Origin of the sequence: Candidatus Thiodiazotropha sp. LNASS1 (genome assembly GCF_964212655.1) — a bacterium.
Taxonomy (GTDB): Bacteria; Pseudomonadota; Gammaproteobacteria; order Chromatiales; family Chromatiaceae; genus Thiodiazotropha.
Genome location: NZ_OZ156465.1, coordinates 4204403 through 4223258, shown reverse-complemented (window position 1 = coordinate 4223258; position 18856 = coordinate 4204403). Strand labels below are relative to the sequence as shown.

The 18856-nt window shown below is 53.8% G+C and carries 20 protein-coding genes; 8 read left to right on the top strand and 12 right to left on the bottom strand.

Going from position 1 to position 18856, the window contains the following annotated elements:
• Positions 1–18: 18 nt before the first annotated feature.
• Both AB8516_RS18820 and AB8516_RS18815 read right to left on the bottom strand, forming a co-directional pair.
• The gene (locus AB8516_RS18820; protein WP_369162718.1) at positions 19–180 is read right to left on the bottom strand and encodes a hypothetical protein; all 162 of its coding nucleotides are present in this window, start codon (positions 178–180) and stop codon (positions 19–21) included.
• Positions 181–197: 17 nt separating this feature from the next.
• Positions 198–1754: a YeiH family protein gene (locus AB8516_RS18815; RefSeq protein WP_369162717.1), complete on the bottom strand. Its 1557-nt coding sequence runs from the start codon at positions 1752–1754 to the stop codon at positions 198–200.
• Between the two features lie 283 nt (positions 1755–2037).
• Between AB8516_RS18815 and AB8516_RS18810 the strand changes: the two genes are divergently transcribed.
• Complete coding sequence (locus AB8516_RS18810) at positions 2038–2511, top strand: YbhB/YbcL family Raf kinase inhibitor-like protein (protein ID WP_369162716.1); 474 nt, start codon at positions 2038–2040, stop codon at positions 2509–2511.
• A 69-nt stretch (positions 2512–2580) separates the two neighbouring features.
• Here AB8516_RS18810 and AB8516_RS18805 read toward each other — a convergent pair whose 3' ends face one another.
• From AB8516_RS18805 to AB8516_RS18765, 9 genes are read right to left on the bottom strand one after another with little or no spacing between them, the layout of a single operon-like run.
• A complete protein-coding gene (locus AB8516_RS18805) occupies positions 2581–3471 on the bottom strand; it encodes a MerR family transcriptional regulator (RefSeq protein WP_369162715.1) in 891 nt (296 codons plus the stop codon).
• Positions 3461–3910: a nuclear transport factor 2 family protein gene (locus tag AB8516_RS18800; protein ID WP_369162714.1), complete on the bottom strand. Its 450-nt coding sequence runs from the start codon at positions 3908–3910 to the stop codon at positions 3461–3463. The genes AB8516_RS18805 and AB8516_RS18800 overlap by 11 nt, the downstream gene beginning before the upstream one ends.
• On the bottom strand, positions 3907–4674 hold the full coding sequence (locus tag AB8516_RS18795; RefSeq protein WP_369162713.1) for an SDR family NAD(P)-dependent oxidoreductase: 768 nt from the start codon (positions 4672–4674) through the stop codon (positions 3907–3909). Before AB8516_RS18795 ends, AB8516_RS18800 begins: the two co-directional genes overlap by 4 nt.
• A complete protein-coding gene (locus AB8516_RS18790) occupies positions 4671–5201 on the bottom strand; it encodes a DUF3833 domain-containing protein (RefSeq protein ID WP_369162712.1) in 531 nt (176 codons plus the stop codon). Before AB8516_RS18790 ends, AB8516_RS18795 begins: the two co-directional genes overlap by 4 nt.
• On the bottom strand, positions 5191–6444 hold the full coding sequence (locus AB8516_RS18785) for an MFS transporter (protein ID WP_369162711.1): 1254 nt from the start codon (positions 6442–6444) through the stop codon (positions 5191–5193). Before AB8516_RS18785 ends, AB8516_RS18790 begins: the two co-directional genes overlap by 11 nt.
• On the bottom strand, positions 6441–6968 hold the full coding sequence (locus AB8516_RS18780) for a chalcone isomerase family protein (protein ID WP_369162710.1): 528 nt from the start codon (positions 6966–6968) through the stop codon (positions 6441–6443). Before AB8516_RS18780 ends, AB8516_RS18785 begins: the two co-directional genes overlap by 4 nt.
• Positions 6965–8170, bottom strand: a complete 1206-nt coding sequence (locus AB8516_RS18775) for a class I SAM-dependent methyltransferase (protein ID WP_369163334.1) — start codon at positions 8168–8170, stop codon at positions 6965–6967. Before AB8516_RS18775 ends, AB8516_RS18780 begins: the two co-directional genes overlap by 4 nt.
• A gap of 5 nt (positions 8171–8175) precedes the next feature.
• Positions 8176–8934 (bottom strand): DUF1365 domain-containing protein, encoded by a 759-nt coding sequence (locus AB8516_RS18770; protein WP_369162709.1) that lies wholly within the window; start codon positions 8932–8934, stop codon positions 8176–8178.
• Entirely contained in the window at positions 8916–10172 is a 1257-nt protein-coding gene (locus AB8516_RS18765; RefSeq protein WP_369162708.1) for an NAD(P)/FAD-dependent oxidoreductase, read from the bottom strand. The genes AB8516_RS18770 and AB8516_RS18765 overlap by 19 nt, the downstream gene beginning before the upstream one ends.
• 156 nt (positions 10173–10328) lie before the next feature.
• On the opposite strand from AB8516_RS18765, the gene AB8516_RS18760 reads away from it, so the two are divergent.
• The 4 genes from AB8516_RS18760 to AB8516_RS18745 all read left to right on the top strand — a co-directional run bounded on the left by AB8516_RS18760 (position 10329) and on the right by AB8516_RS18745 (position 13388).
• Entirely contained in the window at positions 10329–10493 is a 165-nt protein-coding gene (locus AB8516_RS18760; protein ID WP_154723187.1) for a hypothetical protein, read from the top strand.
• A 55-nt stretch (positions 10494–10548) separates the two neighbouring features.
• Positions 10549–11139, top strand: coding sequence for a glutathione peroxidase (locus tag AB8516_RS18755; RefSeq protein WP_369162707.1), 591 nt, complete (start codon positions 10549–10551; stop codon positions 11137–11139).
• 91 nt (positions 11140–11230) lie between these two features.
• Positions 11231–12136, top strand: coding sequence for a TIGR01777 family oxidoreductase (locus AB8516_RS18750; RefSeq protein WP_369162706.1), 906 nt, complete (start codon positions 11231–11233; stop codon positions 12134–12136).
• A gap of 151 nt (positions 12137–12287) precedes the next feature.
• Positions 12288–13388 (top strand): NADH:flavin oxidoreductase/NADH oxidase, encoded by a 1101-nt coding sequence (locus AB8516_RS18745; protein ID WP_369162705.1) that lies wholly within the window; start codon positions 12288–12290, stop codon positions 13386–13388.
• A 30-nt stretch (positions 13389–13418) separates the two neighbouring features.
• Here the strand turns inward: AB8516_RS18745 and AB8516_RS18740 are convergent, their stop codons facing one another.
• Entirely contained in the window at positions 13419–14162 is a 744-nt protein-coding gene (locus AB8516_RS18740) for a ferredoxin--NADP reductase (protein WP_108294568.1), read from the bottom strand.
• A gap of 364 nt (positions 14163–14526) precedes the next feature.
• On the opposite strand from AB8516_RS18740, the gene AB8516_RS18735 reads away from it, so the two are divergent.
• The 3 genes from AB8516_RS18735 to AB8516_RS18725 all read left to right on the top strand — a co-directional run bounded on the left by AB8516_RS18735 (position 14527) and on the right by AB8516_RS18725 (position 18839).
• Positions 14527–14868: a TusE/DsrC/DsvC family sulfur relay protein gene (locus tag AB8516_RS18735; RefSeq protein WP_369162704.1), complete on the top strand. Its 342-nt coding sequence runs from the start codon at positions 14527–14529 to the stop codon at positions 14866–14868.
• Between the two features lie 821 nt (positions 14869–15689).
• Positions 15690–17486, top strand: a complete 1797-nt coding sequence (locus AB8516_RS18730; RefSeq protein ID WP_369162703.1) for an ATP-binding protein — start codon at positions 15690–15692, stop codon at positions 17484–17486.
• The gene (locus AB8516_RS18725; protein ID WP_369162702.1) at positions 17487–18839 is read left to right on the top strand and encodes a sigma-54-dependent transcriptional regulator; all 1353 of its coding nucleotides are present in this window, start codon (positions 17487–17489) and stop codon (positions 18837–18839) included.
• The last annotated feature ends 17 nt before the right edge of the window (positions 18840–18856 follow it).

The following is an 18856-nucleotide window of genomic DNA, read 5'->3' as shown; positions in this document are numbered from 1 at the left end:
CCTTTCACCACGGCCCGCTCAACTGAAAAAGTAGACGCCCAGTGCAATCAACAGCGCCAGGATCAGGGCGACAAAGTCTTCACGCCGGTCACTGGCAAAAATCGAGAGCGCTGAACCACGATGGAATTTGGCCCCCGCCTCTTCCTGCAGATCGATATCTTGACTATGCTGGTCGATCATGGAAATTCTCCTCCGGATTAGATGGTTTCATGCACAAACAGCATGATCACAAGGAGTGACAGCACCGCTTTGGTGGTGCCCACCACGCCGCCGATCACCAGTGGCTGCCCACCCGCCTGCTTGATCGAGGCTACGGTGATCTGCATACCGAGACCGGTCAGGCCGAAGGCGAACAGCAGGGTGATCCACTGCCTGAACTTCTTGATCTTCTTTGCCGTATGCCGCACCGCCTTGTGTGCGCCTTTGAGGATCTTGTTGGCATCCTTCGTGAGCACCTGCGCATTGACCAAACCGCGCAGTGTGGCATCGTCATCGATACTCATCACCTTGCGGTTCTCGATCAATCGTCTCAGCGCCTGCTGGCGATCCACGCGCTGGACCTTGGGCAACGCCTGCTGCAGGCTTGCCACCTGCTCAGGCTTCAGCAGCTTCTCTGCGGCAATATCATTGTCGAAGTATTTGCCTTTATAGTGATTGGCGGGTGCGAAAATGCCGGTTGAAGAGAGGGCGAACATCAGAATGAAGCCGATCACGAAGACCGGAAATTTCTCAAATATCACACGCCCGGTATTGACCGCTTCCGCGTCCTCTTCACGACGCACATACCAGAGTGCCAGCCAGAGCACGATGATGGGGAGGAACAACACCCTGGTGATATTGAAGATCTCCGCCACTTTAAGTGTTTCGATGCCGTCGGGCTGGTAAGCCAATGCCGCACCGGCTACCTGGGCCGAGTTGAGGATACCCGTGCCGGCCCAGGCGCCGAACTGGATATGCCCCAGACCCAACAGCTGACCGATGACCGGAAAGATGAACATGCAACCGACGCCCCAGAGCAGAATGGTGCCTATGGTATAGGCGATCTCCACCGATTTGGCCTGTACGACGGGTGCCGCGGCGACCGTCGCCGAAACCCCACAGACCCCCATGCCGGCGGAAAGCACGCCACCCATTGAATTGGGTAAGTTGCGGCGGCGGGCAAACCAGAGCACCAGGCCGACGGAGCCGAGCACGAAAAAGCCGATCAGCACCACCGAGAGACGCCCAAGGTGGGCCAGTTCGGCAAGGCTGTAGAGCGTGCCCAGTAGAATAACGCCGGTCTTCAGCCCCAGCCTCGACATGCGGATACCGTTATCGGCCCAGTCGGGAATCCTGAACACATTGACGATCAGGATACCGGCCAGAATGCCCAGCACCACATAGTTGAGGCCCAGGACCTGGTGCAGATATTTAGCGCCCATCACCGGCCCCAGGCCCTTGCTCAGGACCGCCACGATCGGAGCGAGATACCAGCGAACGATCATTGCCACCAGCAGAATGAAGATGACCCCGGCCACGGTAGAGAGGTAGTAGTCCAGATTCCCCTCCTCGTGGGTTCCGAACAGATGCCAGAGACCCACGACCACGCCGATCACACCCGCTGTGTAGGCGAGGCCGGTCATCTCACCAAGGTATTTAGAGATCTTCAGATAGCCGATCAGCCCCTCCTGAAGGCCGAATTGGGCGGATGCGCCGATAACCAGGAAAATGACGCCCATTATCAGTAGCGCCGGATGCTTGTGAGTATATACCATCGACTTGCCCCTCCGTTTGCAGATGGTCCATTGAGATCCTGCTGAACCATTTTTTGTTATATGAAAACCGCGAGTTCAGTGGGGTAAACTATATGCCGTTTCAATTACTCATTTCAACCGGACGTCAGTGCATGCACCGCCGTATCCGGCGACATCCCTGCGTGAAAAACTGCGTCGCCATAACCTATCTCGCTAAAATATCCGGGTGGACCGCAAGTTACCAGTCTGCCGCCTGGAATCGGCTACACTTAATCCCATCACAGATCCAGATCGGGAGATAACCATGCCATTGACTCTGCTCTCCAGCGCATTTTCAGACGGAGGGGGAATACCTGCCCAGTTTACCTGCCAAGGCGCGGATATATCGCCCCAGCTACAGTGGGACGGCGTACCTGACAACACCCGAAGTCTGGTTCTGATTGTGGACGACCCCGATGCACCCGATCCCATGGCGCCGAAAATGGTGTGGGTCCATTGGGTGCTCTTCAACCTGCCGCCGGAGACCCGTGAACTACCGGAGGCTGTTAACCCCACCGACCTGCCTCACGGAACGGGGGAAGGGATCAATGACTGGAATCGAACCGGTTATGGCGGACCTTGCCCACCGATCGGTCGCCATCGCTATTTCCACAAGCTGTATGCCCTGGATACCGTGTTGGAGGGTTTGCGGCAGCCTCGCAAGCGCGAAGTGGAAGAGGCAATGACAGGACATATCATAGAGGAGGCAATATTGATGGGGACCTATATCAAAACCTGATCGCAAGAGTAAACATCGACCGCCTGATGTTACCCGTGTCCTCTCTAAACCGCTCTCATGCCAATCCACTCAGACAGCCGGATCATTCAAGCGTCGATTCCAATAAGCCAGCGCCTGTTCCACACCATGCAGGCCATCGAGCAGATCTATACCACCGGGAAGTTCAGCAGCACCATCAAAGGCCGCTCCCCCAACCCAGATTTCAGTCTTCGCGTCGATCATATTGCGTAAGCCGCTCAACATCACGATGGCATCGTCAAGTTTGAAGTGTCCGCTGAATGAGAGGCCTATCACATCGACCTGATGACGCTGGGCAGCCTCCCTGATATCGCGAAAAGGCATTTCGATACCGAACGAAATCACCTCAGCACCAGCCAGCCTCAGCAGGCCCTCCACCATCAGCAGACCGAGGCTGTGCATTTCACCGGGAAGGGTGGTCAACATAACCCGCGGCCTACCAGCCGTGCGGGGATAATCCGCCAGTGATTGGCGCACCAGATTCTTGATCAGTTCAGTGTATAAATGCTCTTGGTATATAGCCAAATCACCCACTCTCCAGGCATCACCGACTTTCTGATTCGCGGGAACTATCACCCTGTGTATAAAGGCACGCAGACCAAGGTGCTGAAGTTGCTGATACAACCAGTCGTGCAGATCGACTGCTTCGTCCGCCTTCAGAAGATCAATCAGACGATCGAAATCGAATTCAACACTGGATTGCTTCAACAACACCGTCAACTCTGCGAGATCCAGTGCCATCAATTTACCGGGCCTGCGCCCCTGGTCCACCAGTTGCCTGATGAGTGTAAGCTTATTCAGCTCATCGTCACTATAGATTCGGTCGCCGTTGTCATCGCGTGCCGGCTTGGGATAGTTGTAGCGTCTCTCCCACATCCTCAGCAAATCTTTCGGAATACCCGAAATTCGGGAGACCTCGCTGATAGTATGACTATCGTTCATGCAACAATTTTCCAGATGAAGGGCATCCTGTCTTGACCTTGAATCTTCTTTTCAACGTGCGGATCATTGTACCTATCAACGGTAGTTGTTGGTAAAGATCCGCGGCATCCCAGTAGTCACGATGCCGGATGATCCGTCCATCTTGCGATAATACCAGTTGCGAGGCCCCTTCGATGGTGATCTTTCTACCTCGCAGGCCACAACAGAAGATCCAGCTGATCCAGATAACATCACCGTCGATATGGATCTGTTTCACAATGAAACCGGGGTTCTCCGTGGTATCGAACATGTGCTGCAGGAGAGCGGCAATCTGCGCCGATCCTTGCACACGATTGAATGGATCCTGAAAGCTTGCCGATTCATGATAGAACTCACCGATGCTGTTTAAGGATGATGGTGAGAGCTTTTGATACCAATCCACCAGTTTGTCGATCTTCATGATCCCACCGCCCTTTTCAACAACGGGAATCTCAGCCTGTCGGGCAGACAACCGAGCAGTTTCATCCAGTATGTGAAACGTTTTGGAAAGTGGATTTCGAATCGCCCCTGCCCCAACCCTTTCAGAATCTCTGCTGCGGCCTGCTGCGCACTGATCAGGGCTGGCATCTTGAAGTCGTTCTGCTCAGTCAGGCGGGTCTCCACAAAACCGGGATTGACCAGATAGACATCGATCCCCTGTGCGGAAAGATCGGTATAAAGGACCTGCGCCAGGTTGATCAAAGCCGCCTTGCCCGGACCATAGGCCAGCGCCTTCGGCAGTCCGGTATAACCTGCCACGCTTGCGACAAGACAGAACGCGCCACCCGCCTGCTGAAGATAGAGCGGCAACACCGCATCCAACATATTGTAGGCACCCTGAAGGTTCGTATCGAGACCCTGCCTGACCGTCGCCAAGTCGAGCTCCCAGCTTCGCATGGGCGTGTAGACCCCTGCACAATAGACGACCATATCGATCCCTCCCCAACGATTCAGCAGTTCATCCCGCACCCTGGTCAGTGACTCCATCCGGGTTACATCAAGCGGCATCACAAGCGTCTCTCTGCCAGATATATCCCACAGGTTCTCCTCTCTTCTGGCACTGACGGCCAGACGGGCGCCACGCTGTCCCATTGCAGCCGCCAGTGCAGCACCAATGCCGCTGCTGGCGCCAATGATCCAGACCCTTTTTCCGCGCCAATCGATTATCCGTGGATTCAAACTCATTGATCGCGCCTCTTGAAAAACAGCAGGACTTCGCCCAGCCGGAATCCAAATTTACGCATCACGGATCGGTTGAGCAGAACATCATCCTCCTGCAGGTACATCCAGTCGTCGAAGTGCACCTGATAGACCTTCTCTCCCACCGGCAGACTGAGCGTGTAGATCCATTGCAGTGCATTCCCCGAAACACGACCGCTTGCTCGGCCTATCACATCATCCGCCATTCCCGTGTAGTCATTCTCGCCGGTCTTGGTCAAGCGCCAGATGCGCTGCTGTTTAGTGCCGTCACTGTAGGTAAAATGCTCATCCAGCACACCCTGATCCCCCTCCCAGCTGGCATCGACAACGACCTTGAAACGTTTTACCACACGACCATCACGATTCTGAAACATCCCCCAGCCATCGACCGTACCATTGAAGTACTCCTCCAGTTTCAATACCGGCCTTTCATCTTCATAGTGGTTGACATCAACCCCCGCGCACCCGCTCAAGACCGCCACTGTAAGCAGTGCCATCGGCTTAAAAGACATATTGAACCTCCAGGGATCTTCGCCAGCGCATCAGCAAACCTGCTGAGATCAGTTTGATAAGACAAGGCACACCGGCATACAGGATGGCAAGGGCGGTCAAGCCCCCTCCGCCGCCAGGCTGGTAGCCGAATCCCGCAAGCAGCGGCAGCCCCAAACCTGCCGCAAGTGCCGGTACCCCTTTGTTGATCAGGCTCCAGATACCGAAGTAGCCACCGGTGTTGCCCCTATCCTGTTGCGGGATGATGTCGGCAGCTATCGCCGCCGGTAGCGCAAGGTCGGCGCCAAGCGCCGCACCCGACAGCAGGCAGATCAGCAGGTAAGGCAGCATGTCGTCAGCGCCCAGCTGCACTGCCCAGACAAATCCGACCACGGCAACCAAAGTACCGACCGCCCATGCCACACTCTTGCCTAATCTGCGCGAGAGTCTCAGCCACAAAGGAAGAGAGACCGCACCGCTGATAAAGTAGGTGGCAAGAAAGAGACCGCTGTAGGCTTCCAGCTGCAGCACATCAGCAATATAAAAGAGTGCCAGCGTCCCGGCGATCGCCACTGCAAAACCGTTAAGCAGGAAGAGTGTCGCCAGTCGGCGGAAGGGTGATTGCCGCAAGGGACCGAACAGGCCCTGAGCAGTCAATCCATGTTTTGTCGGCAGCGGAAACCGATACAACAACAGCCAGATCGCCAGCAGTAAAAACAGGGAAAATACAAAACTGTAGGGCAGCCAGGGATTGACACCTTGAAACCATGACGAAAAGAGCATCGGGAGCAGACTGGCAAGGATCACACCGAATAGGCCGAAACCCTCGCGAAATGCCACCAGTCGGGTACGTTCGTGGCTGTCATGACTGACGTTCGCACCCCAGGCGAGATAGGTGATATTGAGTGCGCTATGGGCGGTATAGACAAGCACCAGGGCCACACCGAACCAAAGCGCAAGCTGCCACTGCAGCATCTCCGGCGGATTGAACAGTGCCGTATAGGCAAGCACCAGAACAGACGCAGCCACGCCGGCCAGCACGGCCCATCCCCGGTGCTGCCGCTGCATCAAATCGGCCAGCCTGCCCAACCATGGGTCTTGCAGGGTATCCAGAGCGCGGGAAGCCAGCAGGATCGCCCCGGTCAACGCCAATCCCAAACCCAGTTCATCGCCATACAACTTGGGAGTATGGATGTAGACAGGGAGCGCCGCCATCGCCATCGGGGCACCCAGCAGACCATAGGCGAATCGTTGCCTCGAGGTCATTGGCCTTGACCCAGAAGCACCGCCCTTAACCTTGGCTTTGCTGTTACCGGACTGAGCCATATATTGAAAAAAGCCGCCGCCAGTTCGGGATCATCGATCCTGCCGAGATAATCTTTCCGGCAGTAGAAGCGTGCGCCCTCACCCGGCAGATGAACACCCACTATCGCGTCCCCAGCGGAGACATCGCAAAAAACCGCCTTGAACTTGTCGAGTACCGCATCTCTGTCCGCCAACGCATGACCCCGGATCTTTTCGATCTGTTTGAGCGAGGTTTTCGCCAGCCGTTCTCGGCTGATATCCATGCGGTAGACGATTTCCAGGGCATGCGGCATGTTCGGACGGTATTCTCCCTGTGGCGCATAAAGGGTTGCCTTGTAGACCCTGATGCCCCACCAGGTCAGAACACCGCTGCCCACGCTCCGCAGTGATGGATAGTCGGCCAGCGGAATGATCCTTGCGTTGACGTCGCCCCATATAAGGCAAAGTAACAGAAGCGGCCCAACGACTTTCGGCAGTGCTTTCATGCTGACTCTACCTTTACCAATGCACACTGCATGACATCTATCCGCGCTTCGTCGAAACCAGCTTCGCAATAGGCAAGATAGAACTCCCACAGACGTACGAAACGCATATCAAAACCAGCCGCCAGGACCTGTTCCCGTTTTTCCTGAAAATTCTGCCGCCAGCGTCGCAAGGTCTCTGCATAGTCAGCGCCAAAGCACTCCTTTGCGACTATTTTGAAACCGTGGTTTCGTGCAAGATAATGCAAGCGCTCTGGAGATGGGAGCATCCCACCGGGAAAAATAAACTGCTGGATGAAGTCACTCCTGCGGCGATAACGATCGAACAGGTCATTGCGAATGACAATGGTTTGAATCACAGCCCTGCCGCCCATGTTCAAAAGCTCATTAAGCTTTCTGAAATAGTGTTCCCAATAGGCCTCCCCCACCGCCTCGAACATCTCGATGGAGACAATATGATCATAATTGCCGCTAAGCGCACGGTAGTCCTTGAGTGACAAACTCACCTGATTTTGCAACCCCGCCTCAAATATACGATCACGGGCATAGCTGAGCTGACTGGGCGAAAGGGTGACACCATCAATCGTAATGCCCTGTCTCGCCGCATAATCGGCAAAACCGCCCCAGCCACAACCGATCTCCAGTATGCGGCTGCCACGGGTGGCGCCCGCCATCTCGATCATGCGTCGGTATTTGACTGCCTGGGCCTGTTGCAGATCACCATGCAGATCATCGTCAAAGCGGGCACTGGAGTAGGTCATGGAGTCGTCCAGCCAAAGCCGGTAGAAAGCATTGCCCAAATCGTAATGGGCCTCGATATTTTGCGAACTTCCCCGTTTGCTGTTGGGTCGCAGCAGATGACGCATGCGATACAAGAGGTTCAACAACCGATTGCGCTTAAACGCCTTTATCAAAGCGGTTTGATTGCGCAGCGCGAAGCGCAACAACAAGGTCAGGTTACTGCTGGCCACTTCACCATCCCGGAAGCATTCAGCCAGTCCTACATCGCCCCCGCGGAAGATACGTCTCAATGATGACCAGGTCTCCAACTGTAGATCGGCATGTGGCGCACTGCCGTCACCGAAATTCAGCTGATAGCCCTCCGGAGTGGTCAGTGTCAGCGTACCTGCGTGGATCCCGCTTAGCACAGAGATAAGGGGCCTGACCTGCCAGGGTAGCGCCTGTGCATCCAGGACGGTCGTCATACTGTTCACTTGGTTGCCTCCTCGATCGATGATGGTGTTCTGTTGCTCAGTGAAACCCCCTTCAGCCACAAACGCAGCGCCTGCCAATGGATGCGGACCGTGACACCCAGGGTCAATAAAGGCTGTTTCAACAGGGCGGTTAACAGGTTGATGTCGGTCAGCGGCTTCGATCTTCCCCAAATTGCGGTATTCAATTGCAGCTGACCCTGGTCGTAGTAATCGATACGCACCCTGGGTGCGTCGAAATCGACATTGAAGTGAAATCTGTAGCCACCGCTGACAGGATAGAAAGGTGAGACATAGAGCCGCTTAACGGCCTCAACCGCGGTGAACGAACCATCCCCCGGCCTGGGTTGCAACACATAACAGTGGCGTTCACCGAAGGTATTGTTGACCTCCGCAACAATCGCACCCACAGTGCCGTCACTGCGCTGGCAATACCAGAAACTCACCGGATTGAATAGATAACCGAAAACCCTTGGAAAGGTCTGCAGCCAAAGTCCACCATTGCAATCGTCGATCCCGGATTCAACCAGCCGCTCACGCACCCAGATGCGTGGATCCCCGCCATCCCCGTAATCCTTGAAATGAAACGCCAGGGGGCGCCTTCGATTGATACCCAACAACCAGTGGCGCTGCCCTTCCAACCGCTCAAGATTGATGAGAATGAAAAAGACCGGATAGACGAATCTATTCTCCACGGGCAAACGGCGGCGATGCATAACGCGGCCAACAACGATGCGGCTTAGAGCACTGCTTTCCATGGTGCCTCCGCATCGAAGTCGCCAATGATCCTCAGCGCCGATTTAAGACCATCCTCATGAAACCCATAACCACACCAGGCTCCGCAGAACCAGGCGCGATTGCGGCCCTGTATCTCACTCAACCGGGTTTGGGCATCGATTGCGGATTGGTTGAAAACCGGATGATCATATCGATAAGTGGCAATCGGATTTTCCGGCATGTAGCGCCTGTCGGGGTTGAGGGTAATCATGAGCGGCGTCTCGAAAGGCAGCCGCTGCAGTCGGTTGAGGAGATAGGAGACACAGGCCGACTGATCCATTTCGCCAAGCGAGCGGTAGTTCCATGCTGACCAGAGAGATTCCCTGGTCGGTAAAAAACGCCGGTCAGTATGGAGGACCGCCCTATTGGGCTGGTATGTGAATGCACCCAGAAGCAGCCTCTCCTCCACATCGGCATCTTTGAGCATCCGTAGGGTATCCGGTGCGTGAGTCGCGAAGATCACAGCATCGTAGAGTGAATGGTCAAGCGCCGATTCCACCTCTACCCCTTCACCCTTTCGAATGACGCTTTTGACGGGTGTGTTGAGCCGGATATCGAGGGGTTTCGCAAGCTTTTCAACATAACATCTCCCGCCCCTGATCAGGCTGCGCCACTGCGGCCGTCCTTCAATCTGCAGCAAGCGGTGATTGATACAGAACCTGAGAAAGGTGGCTGCGGGAAAGCCGAGTATCTCAGCCGGGGTCGAGGACCAGATGGCCGCCGCCATCGGCAACAGATACCAGGAACGAAACCACTCTGAATATCCATGCTCATCCAACAGATGACCCAGGGTCACCCGTCGTTGCTCGGACCAGGCCAGCAGCATCTGGGCACGGTTGTTGAATTGGACAATCTCCTGCAACATGCGCCAATAGTTCAGACGTACGAGATTTCGCCGTTGAGCGAACAGGGTACCCAGACTGGCCCCCGCCCATTCGAGATTCGCCTCAGGCACACTGACGCTGAATGACATCTCCGTTTCATGGGTCTCGATTCCCAGGTGATCGAACAACCTGATCAGATTGGGATAGGTAAGATCGTTGTAGACAAGAAATCCCGTATCCACCGGATGGGTTTTACCCTCCAGGGTGACGTCCACGGTATGGGTGTGACCGCCCAGATAGTCCGCCGCTTCAAACAGTGTTACCTGGTGTTTGTCATGCAACAGCCAGGCCGCAGACAAGCCACTGATCCCGCTTCCGATCACTGCTATTTTCATTATGCCCTCGCCTATTTTGTACTATACATAACTGCCAAATATAGCGCCTAATCTTAAATATTCAAATATTTGTACTAGACATTTACAATTTTTTGTCTAATATTTACATCACTGAGGCCATTTCTGCCCAGTTTGTACAACACAAAGGAGAGAGAGATGTCAGGTTACGAAAAGCAGATACTTGAGACTGAACGCCGCTACGATCAACTGATGCAGCAGATCGAAAAGGAGGACCCCAATGTGCTCCACTCTGTGGTGCCTGGGAGCCGGTTGCACGAAATCATTCACAATCCCGTCACTGAGGGTATCGACGAGGGGTGATGAGCCAACGGGGCGGCAAGGCAGTCGCCTGCCGCCGCACACCAGGTGAAACGTCATGGATTCAAATACATTCATGCAAAAATTACCCCCCGGCTTAACCATGACGCTTGTTGCAGCTATGTGGCTGATTCCTTTTGCCGGCCATGCACAAAGTGATACTGGTTTGATATGTAATGAACACAGCAGTTACTCGAAACGGCAACTCAACAGTAAGCATATCGACAACCTGTGTGAGACCTACCGGGGAAAGGTGATGCTGGTGGTCAATACCGCCAGCCGTTGCGCATTCACAGATCAATACGACGGATTGGAAAAGACCTATTCACGCTATCGTGACCGCGGACTGGTGGTTCTCGGTTTTCCATCCAACGACTTCGGCAACCAGGAACCGGGTAGCGAGGTGAAGATCAAAAAGTTCTGCCGACTCACCTATGGTGTGCAGTTTCCCATGTATGCCAAGTCACGGGTCACGGGTGAGGATGCGGATCCCTTCTATCGTGCATTGGCCGATGCAGCGGGCACTCCGCCACGCTGGAACTTTCACAAATACCTTATCGATCGTGACGGTAAACTTGTAGGAAGCTACAACAGCTTCGTCAAGCCCGGGAGCTCGAAACTGATCCAGGCAATCGAAGACCTGTTATGAATCATCTCAGCGAAAATTTCCTGAAGCGCACTCAACGGCTCGGCTATCCGGGCCTTGTGCCGTTTGTGATTGGTATGGTGAGGAGTCACACATGAACATCGCCATCAGTGGATCAACCGGGTTTATCGGCAGCCACCTTAGCCGCATGCTGCGCAATCAGGGGCATACTGTGGTGCCTGTCGGCCGACGTGATTTCAATGGCGGAACCCAACATCTCTCGACACTCGTTGATGGCTGCGATGCAGTGATCAACCTGGCCGGCGCGCCAATCAACCGTCGCTGGACATCTGGCTACAAGCGCACCCTCATCGCCAGCCGGGTTGAAACCACGCGTATGCTGGTGGATGCAATCTCGCAAACCTCTAAACGGCCCAAGACCATCATTTCAACCTCAGGCATGGGCGCCTTCAGTTCAGATGGCCGCTATACAGAGCACGATGTCGCCAATGCTGCAGATTTCCTGGGTGAACTCTCATTTGACTGGGAATCCGCAGCCTGGGAGGCGGAAACCCTCGGTATGCGTGTCGTCGTGTTCAGGCTCTCCCTGGTACTTGGCGCAAATGGCGGTTTGATGAATCAGGTTTTACTGCCATTCCGGTTGGGCTCGGGTGGACCCGTCGCAAGCGGAGAACAACATTTCTCCTGGATCCATATCGATGATCTTGTCAACGCCTATCTGATGACGTTGGATAACCGAAATTGCAAAGGCATCTATCATCTTGCCGCGCCCAATCCGGTAAACAATCTGGAGTTCACACGCATACTGGGTAAAGTGCTGAACCGGCCTACCCCATTACGCGTCCCGACTGCACTGTTGAAAGTGATGTATGGTGAAGGTGCCCAGGCAATGACATCGGGACAGTGCATCGTCTCGGAACGGCTTGCAGAAACAGGCTTCAAGTTCCGCTACCCAAATCTTGATGGTGCAATTCGAGCAATCGTCAAGGCATCCGCTGGAAACTGTTCTGTCATCGATCTTGTCAACTCGAGGGGATAGACAAAAAATGCATTCATTTCATTTTGCGCTGTTGACAGCGCTTGGATTCGGCTGGCATTGATGGCCAACAGGTATTGGGTACGCGAACCATCTTCGCAATTGCCAGGATTGCGGATAGAGTATCCCGTTCCCTGTTACCGGAGTAATCAGAATGAGCCAGCTATTCACCCCCTACGCCCTCGGCCGGCTAAACCTGGAAAACCGCATTGTCATCGCCCCGATGTGTCAATATTCGGCGCTGGAGGGCCGGGCCACAGACTGGCACCTGATCCACCTCGGCCACCTGGCACTCTCCGGCGCCGGCCTGCTTTTCATCGAAGCCACAGCAGTCACCCCAGAAGGGCGCATCTCGCAGAATGACCTCGGTCTCTGGTCGGATGGCACTGAAAAGGCACTGGCGCGGGTTGTCGAGCGTCTGCGCACCTATTCGAATATGCCTCTCGCCATCCAGTTGGCCCATGCCGGACGCAAAGCCTCCACCGCTCTCCCCTGGGCCGGCGGTGGACAGATCTCACCGGAAGAGGGTGGATGGCAGACATGCGCCCCCTCCCCCTTACCCTGGAGTGAGGAACAACGCCCACCTGTGGCACTGGACAGGCAAGGCATGACAGAGATACGCCAGGCCTTCATTGACGCCGCCGTACGCGCCCACCGACTGGGTATCGAGGTGATCGAACTCCATGCCGCCCATGGCTATCTGCTGCATCAGTTTCTGTCCCCCCTGTCTAATCAGCGTGAAGATACCTATGGTGGATCCCTGGAAAACCGCCTGCGCTATCCACTGGAGGTCTTCGAAGCGGTACGTGAGGCGATCCCATCCGGGATACCGGTCGGCATCCGTATCTCGGCCACGGACTGGATCGAGGGGGGCTGGGATATCGGGCAAAGCCTTATCCTGGCTGAAGCACTGAAACAGCTTGACTGTAGCTTCATCCATGTCTCCAGCGGAGGCCTCTCCCCGCTGCAGCAGATTCCTGCTGCAGCCGGTTTTCAAGTGACCTTTGCGGAACGCATCCGACATGAGGTTGGGGTGCCGACGATTGCGGTTGGGCTGATCACCGAGCCGGAGCAGGCGGAACAGATTGTCGTTTCCGGACAGGCGGATCTGGTGGCACTGGCCCGCGGTATTCTCTACAACCCACGCTGGCCCTGGCATGCGGCTGCCACCCTGGGTGGTCAGGTCATCGCACCGCCGCAATACTGGCGGTCGCCGCCGGTCGGCACTGATTCTCTATTCACCGGGGCCAGTTGATATCCATCCAATCAGCTCTACCCGGACTATTCAGTGATACTTTTCAGTGGTGAAGTGCCCCGGCTCCCGCTTGCGATGCTTGCGCATGCCCCTGGCCTCCAGGGCGGCGGATACCTCCCGGATCATGCCCATGTTGCCGCAAAGCATCACATGTGACTTCTCCGGGGTAAGTACGACTCCGGTATGACTCTCGAGACGACCATCTTCCAGTGCGGCCAGAATCCGTCCCTGCAAGGCGCCATCCACCCGCTCCTGACTTGTAATCGGCTGATAGATGAAGCGCTCACCATAACGCTGCTTCAGGTTGTCGATCTCCTCGCTGTAACTGAGCTGATCCTTGTAGCGAACGTTGTGTACCAGAACCATCTGCCGGTATCGCCGCCATGAATGCTCGGTACGCAGAATGGAGAGATAGACACCCAGCGCCGTTCCAGTGGCGATCATCCAGAGGTTTTCGCTACCCGGTAGCTGATCCAGGGTGAAAAAGCCGTTGGCCCGGGCTGAGACCCAGACCCGGTCACCCGGTTCCAGGGCAGCAAGTCGGGGACTTAGAGGACCGTTCTCCACTTCATTGAAATGGATCTCCAGCATCTCATCCTGGGGTGGATTAACGAATGAGTAGGGCCGCGCCACCCGCTCACCATCGATTTCCAGTGCGAGGCGAGTGAACTGCCCGGCAGTGAACTTATCCACGGGCGCCTTGAGGCGAATAGAGTAGAGCTTGTCAGCCCAATGCCGTTTCTCGACTATCGTACCTTCCAGCCACTTTTCCACTGCTCAGATCTCCAACCAGATTAATGCGCCTCGGATAACCGGCCCGGGCGTGCCGTATTCTCCTTGAATATGAGCATGTATAACCTCAAATTCGAGATCCTTCATCGTTGTAAATATTGGGGTTTATCGGCGTGTTGGCTAGTCAATCAGATACTCTGTGAGTCAGCTGCTCAGGGAGGATTGTGCTATAGAGTATGGTGAAATACTGGGATTCGAGGTGATGGGCGCGATCCTGCGCAAAAACCAATACATCACAAATCATGATACAAAATTAATATTTATCATTTTTAGTAAGAACCAACTGACTACCATACTATCCGGTAATCAATATTTACTTATTAAAACCCAGAAGGAGGTCCAGGCCATGCCCCAGACTGCCGCACCGACAACCAACACCGCTTCCCCGCCCCCGCTTTTCGATGGGAGCGGTTATCTCATCGATCATCTGTCATGGAGCGAACAGCTTGCCCGCGATCTGGCCCAGCAGGAGGGGGTGGGAGAACTGAGTGAACAACACTGGCAGGTGCTGCGACACATCCGTGAACGCTATCTGAGTCTGGGCGCCTTGCCCAATATGCGCCAGGTATGCCGAGCCACGGGCATACCCCGCTGGAAGGTCCATAATCTATTCGGGAGTTGCCTCAGCATCTGGCGTATCGCCGGACTTCCCGATCCTGGCGAGGAGGCCAAAGCCTACCTGAGCTGAGACTTGATCTTGTCTCTATAAAATGGGTGAACCCCTGTCGACCACATCAGCTCAATGACTTGCACAGCCCGGCATCCTCAAATACGGAGCCGGGCTTGTTTATTCCCGTGAGATCGGAAAAGATCCATAACAGAATAACAGGATCCTCCTTAGGATTTATGAGTAGACTTCACTGATCCCGTCATTCCGCGCATGCCGGAATCCAGATGTTCCCGGCGATTCCGACCCTATTACCCGCTGATTTATGGGTCCAAGTTCTAGAATCGGCCTTCGTCCAGGCTTATACAACAACGGCTCGGATGCATCTTCGTAGCTAGGGCCTGTTAACACTAATCCAATACGCCCTGCTGGGGCTGTTTTCGTGCCCAGCAAGGCAGAATGAGCGTGGTGTAGTTATTCTACATGAGCGAATGATAACGCCGCTGGGGGCGAAAACAGCCCCAGCCCTTCGGGTTGCGCCCCGAAGGAAGTGCCCTTGGGGTATGCCTGAAAAAGCGCCACTCGGCGTTGCTCGTCATTCATTTGGGATAACCAAACTTCTCTCCTCGCGCCCCGAAGGAAGTGCCCTTGGGGTGTGCCTTGATTGGCGCTTTTTCAGGCACAACAGGGTGCATTGGATTAGTGTTAACAGGCCCTAGCATCAGTGTACCGTTATGGTCCTGCAGGAACACCTGGGCATTCGCTTTGGTTTCCAGAGGAATCACCCGCACCCCATAGGCCCTTGCACACTGGGGTGAGGAATAATATCAGGCAGCGGTTGATCAGGTTGCGTATTATATTGAAAATGAAATGCTCTGATAATAAAGATTCAACCACCATTCATGCCTGAGGTTCTTAAAAATCGCTATTTGGTTGGTATCGGCATCCTATGCATTCTTATGCTGACCTTCTGGATATCACATAGGATCAGTTGGCACAACGGAATTCACAAACTGAGCTACAATAACCAGCAGCAACTGGAGCAGTTCGTCGGTCATTTTGAATCGCAATTATCCCGTTATCAATTCATCCCCCAGTTAGTGGCGAAAAACTTCCTTTTGGTTGAGTTGTTGAATGACCCAACCAATGATTCGCTGATTGATGTGGTCAATCTCTTTCTGCAAGAGATCAATGGAATCACTGATGCATCAGACACCTACTTGATGGATAAATCCGGATTAACACTGGCTGCCAGCAACTGGGGGGACGAAAATCCCTTTGTCGGACAGAATTTCAGTTTTCGCCCCTATTTCTCCGAAGCAATGCAGGGGAAAGTAGGTCGCTACTTTGCGCTTGGAACCACATCCAAAAAGCGCGGTTACTACTACTCCTACCCGATCATATACAATGCAGACAAGATTGGGGTCATCGCCGTTAAGATGGACCTCTCCAAGATTGAAAAATATTGGTCTGAGAGACAATCACAGTTTATTGTCAGTGATCCGGACGGAATTATTTTCATCACCACTAATCCTGAGTGGTTATACAGCAGCATCGTTCCGTTATCCGCAAAGTCATTAGAGCGCATAAAGGCAAGTCGGCGTTATGGGGATTCAAACATCAAGGCCCTGAAGCTGGCAAACAAGGAAACAGTATCCGACAGCAGTCGTATTATCCAGATCAATACGGAAGACTCAGCGAATGAGTTTCTTACAAACTATCACGACATGCTGGAAGCCGGCTGGTCGATGCGAATCCTAACCCCTCTGGAGGATTTAAGGCAGCAAAGCTTGGTCAGTGCGTTTACCATGCTGTTGTTGGCGCTTTCCATGATGCTGATCGGCTTGCTTGTCTGGCAATGGAACAGACGACATCAGGAGCGTGAGCGATTTCACCAGGAGGCACAAAAGCAACTGGAAAAGAAGGTCTCTTTGAGAACGGCCGATCTTCAGAACGAAATAGATGAACACAAACAGACCGAAAAAACCCTGCGTGAAACACAGGGTGAACTTATTCAGACCGCCAAGCTCGCCGTCCTGGGACAGATGTCGGCCAGTATCAGTCACGAACTTAACAATCCCTTGGCGGCAATCCGCAGTTATGCCGACAATGCACGGAAATTTCTATCCATCGATAAAGATGGCAAGGCTGACGAAAACCTGCAACGGATTGCCGAACTGACAGACCGAATGTCCAGAATCAGCTCCCAGTTGAAATTTTTCTCACGTAAGTCGAGCGGCCAACTTGAAATGGTCAATATCGCTCCAATCATTCAAACCGCTATTGAAATATCAAGGCCGCAATTCAAAAATACGGATATCACTATCGATACCGACCGGGTAGGCGGCAACATCATCGCCCATGTTGATTTTATACAACTGGAACAGGTATTGATTAATCTCATCAACAATGCCATTCATGCGATCGGCAGCCATGCGCCAGGCACTATCATTATTACTACGGAGCGAAATAAAAGACGGATCATGATTCATGTTGACGATACAGGACCGGGGATCGATGAACAGAAACTTGAAATGATCTTTGAACCATTTTACACAACCCGGGAATCGGGGCTCGGACTTGGACTGTCGATATCAGCCAGAATCATCGATAGCATGAATGGTAAGTTGTCCGCTGAAAATCTAAACATGGGTGGTGCTCGTTTCACTATTACACTGCCTGAGCCGGAAAAAAGATAAATGAGTAAAAGCCCTGATGTATTCTTTATCGATGATGAAATCGATCTCCGCCTAGCCAACGAACAGACCCTTGAACTGGCCGGGTTCCAGGTAAGGGTTTTTGAAAAGGCGGAAGATGCCCTGAAACTGATCGATAACCAGACCGGCGGCATTGTGGTCAGCGATATTCGCCTTCCAGGTCTTGACGGGCTTGCGCTTTTACAGCGATTGCAACAGATGGATGCCACACTACCCGTCATCTTGATTACCGGTCATGGAGACATATCCATGGCAGTGGATGCCATGCAGAAAGGTGCCTATGACTTTATCGAAAAACCCTTTTCGTCCGAGCGGCTGGTGGATACGGTGCGCAGAGCCCTCGAAAAGCGCAGGCTTGTCCTCGAGAACCGAACCTTAAAAACCGAGCTGAATGCGCAAAACTCCTTGGGACCACGCATTATCGGTAAAACCTCAGCCATGAAGGCGCTGAAAAATACCATCAATCAACTTGCGGATACCGCTGCTGACATATTACTAATGGGTGAGACCGGTACCGGTAAAGAGCTTGTGGCACGTTCGCTCCACGAGCACAGCCAACGAAGAGATAAGAACTTTGTCGCTGTAAACTGCGGCGCTATTCCGGAAAATCTGATCGAAAGTGAGCTATTCGGACATGAAAAAGGGGCCTTTACCGGCGCAGAGACCCTGCGTATCGGAAAATTCGAATATGCCAATCATGGAAGCGTGTTTCTGGATGAAGTGGAATCCATGCCCCTGCCCGCCCAAGTCCGGCTGCTGCGCGTATTGCAGGAACGATCCCTTGAACGTATCGGTTCCAATGAAAGTATCGAATTGGATATCCGCATTGTTGCAGCCACCAAGGTTGATCTTAAGGCTGCAGCTGAACGTGGCGAATTCAGGGAAGACCTCTACTATCGTTTGAACGTCGTAACCCTGGAACTCCCACCCTTACGCGAACGCCGTGAAGACATACCTTTATTGTTCCAGCACTTTCTGCTGGTTGCTGCGGCTCGCTACGGAAAGGTCGCACCGGCGATGCCGGACAATATGAGCCAGAAACTTATGTCTTTCAACTGGCCAGGCAATGTGAGGGAACTGCGCAATGCCGCGGAGCGTTTCGTGCTGCTTGGCGATGAATGCGGCCTGCAACTGGATGAAAAATCCGTCACATCACCTTGTGTTCCCTTGACCCTGCCTGAACATGTTGAAGTCTTTGAGCGGGCGATGATTGAGCAGGCCCTCTCCGAATCCGGCGGGGTGATAAAAAAGACCATGGAACTGCTCGGTTTGCCGAGAAAAACCCTATATGACAAGATGCAAAAGTATGGTCTCGACAAACGCCTATACAAATAGATTGATTGGTGGGGATT

Excerpts from the sequence above, each read along its gene's own strand:
- AB8516_RS18815 (WP_369162717.1), bottom strand. The coding sequence starts at position 1,754 with ATGGTATATACTCACAAGCATCCGGCGCTACTGATAATGGGCGTCATT.
- AB8516_RS18745 (WP_369162705.1), top strand. The coding sequence starts at position 12,288 with ATGAGCCAGCTATTCACCCCCTACGCCCTCGGCCGGCTAAACCTGGAA.
- AB8516_RS18760 (WP_154723187.1), top strand. The coding sequence starts at position 10,329 with ATGTCAGGTTACGAAAAGCAGATACTTGAGACTGAACGCCGCTACGAT.
- AB8516_RS18735 (WP_369162704.1), top strand. The coding sequence starts at position 14,527 with ATGCCCCAGACTGCCGCACCGACAACCAACACCGCTTCCCCGCCCCCG.
- AB8516_RS18770 (WP_369162709.1), bottom strand. The coding sequence starts at position 8,934 with ATGGAAAGCAGTGCTCTAAGCCGCATCGTTGTTGGCCGCGTTATGCAT.
- AB8516_RS18795 (WP_369162713.1), bottom strand. The coding sequence starts at position 4,674 with ATGAGTTTGAATCCACGGATAATCGATTGGCGCGGAAAAAGGGTCTGG.
- AB8516_RS18800 (WP_369162714.1), bottom strand. The coding sequence starts at position 3,910 with ATGAAGATCGACAAACTGGTGGATTGGTATCAAAAGCTCTCACCATCA.
- AB8516_RS18780 (WP_369162710.1), bottom strand. The coding sequence starts at position 6,968 with ATGAAAGCACTGCCGAAAGTCGTTGGGCCGCTTCTGTTACTTTGCCTT.
- AB8516_RS18730 (WP_369162703.1), top strand. The coding sequence starts at position 15,690 with ATGCCTGAGGTTCTTAAAAATCGCTATTTGGTTGGTATCGGCATCCTA.
- AB8516_RS18810 (WP_369162716.1), top strand. The coding sequence starts at position 2,038 with ATGCCATTGACTCTGCTCTCCAGCGCATTTTCAGACGGAGGGGGAATA.
- AB8516_RS18755 (WP_369162707.1), top strand. The coding sequence starts at position 10,549 with ATGGATTCAAATACATTCATGCAAAAATTACCCCCCGGCTTAACCATG.
- AB8516_RS18785 (WP_369162711.1), bottom strand. The coding sequence starts at position 6,444 with ATGACCTCGAGGCAACGATTCGCCTATGGTCTGCTGGGTGCCCCGATG.
- AB8516_RS18765 (WP_369162708.1), bottom strand. The coding sequence starts at position 10,172 with ATGAAAATAGCAGTGATCGGAAGCGGGATCAGTGGCTTGTCTGCGGCC.
- AB8516_RS18820 (WP_369162718.1), bottom strand. The coding sequence starts at position 180 with ATGATCGACCAGCATAGTCAAGATATCGATCTGCAGGAAGAGGCGGGG.
- AB8516_RS18775 (WP_369163334.1), bottom strand. The coding sequence starts at position 8,170 with ATGACGACCGTCCTGGATGCACAGGCGCTACCCTGGCAGGTCAGGCCC.
- AB8516_RS18790 (WP_369162712.1), bottom strand. The coding sequence starts at position 5,201 with ATGTCTTTTAAGCCGATGGCACTGCTTACAGTGGCGGTCTTGAGCGGG.
- AB8516_RS18725 (WP_369162702.1), top strand. The coding sequence starts at position 17,487 with ATGAGTAAAAGCCCTGATGTATTCTTTATCGATGATGAAATCGATCTC.
- AB8516_RS18805 (WP_369162715.1), bottom strand. The coding sequence starts at position 3,471 with ATGAACGATAGTCATACTATCAGCGAGGTCTCCCGAATTTCGGGTATT.
- AB8516_RS18750 (WP_369162706.1), top strand. The coding sequence starts at position 11,231 with ATGAACATCGCCATCAGTGGATCAACCGGGTTTATCGGCAGCCACCTT.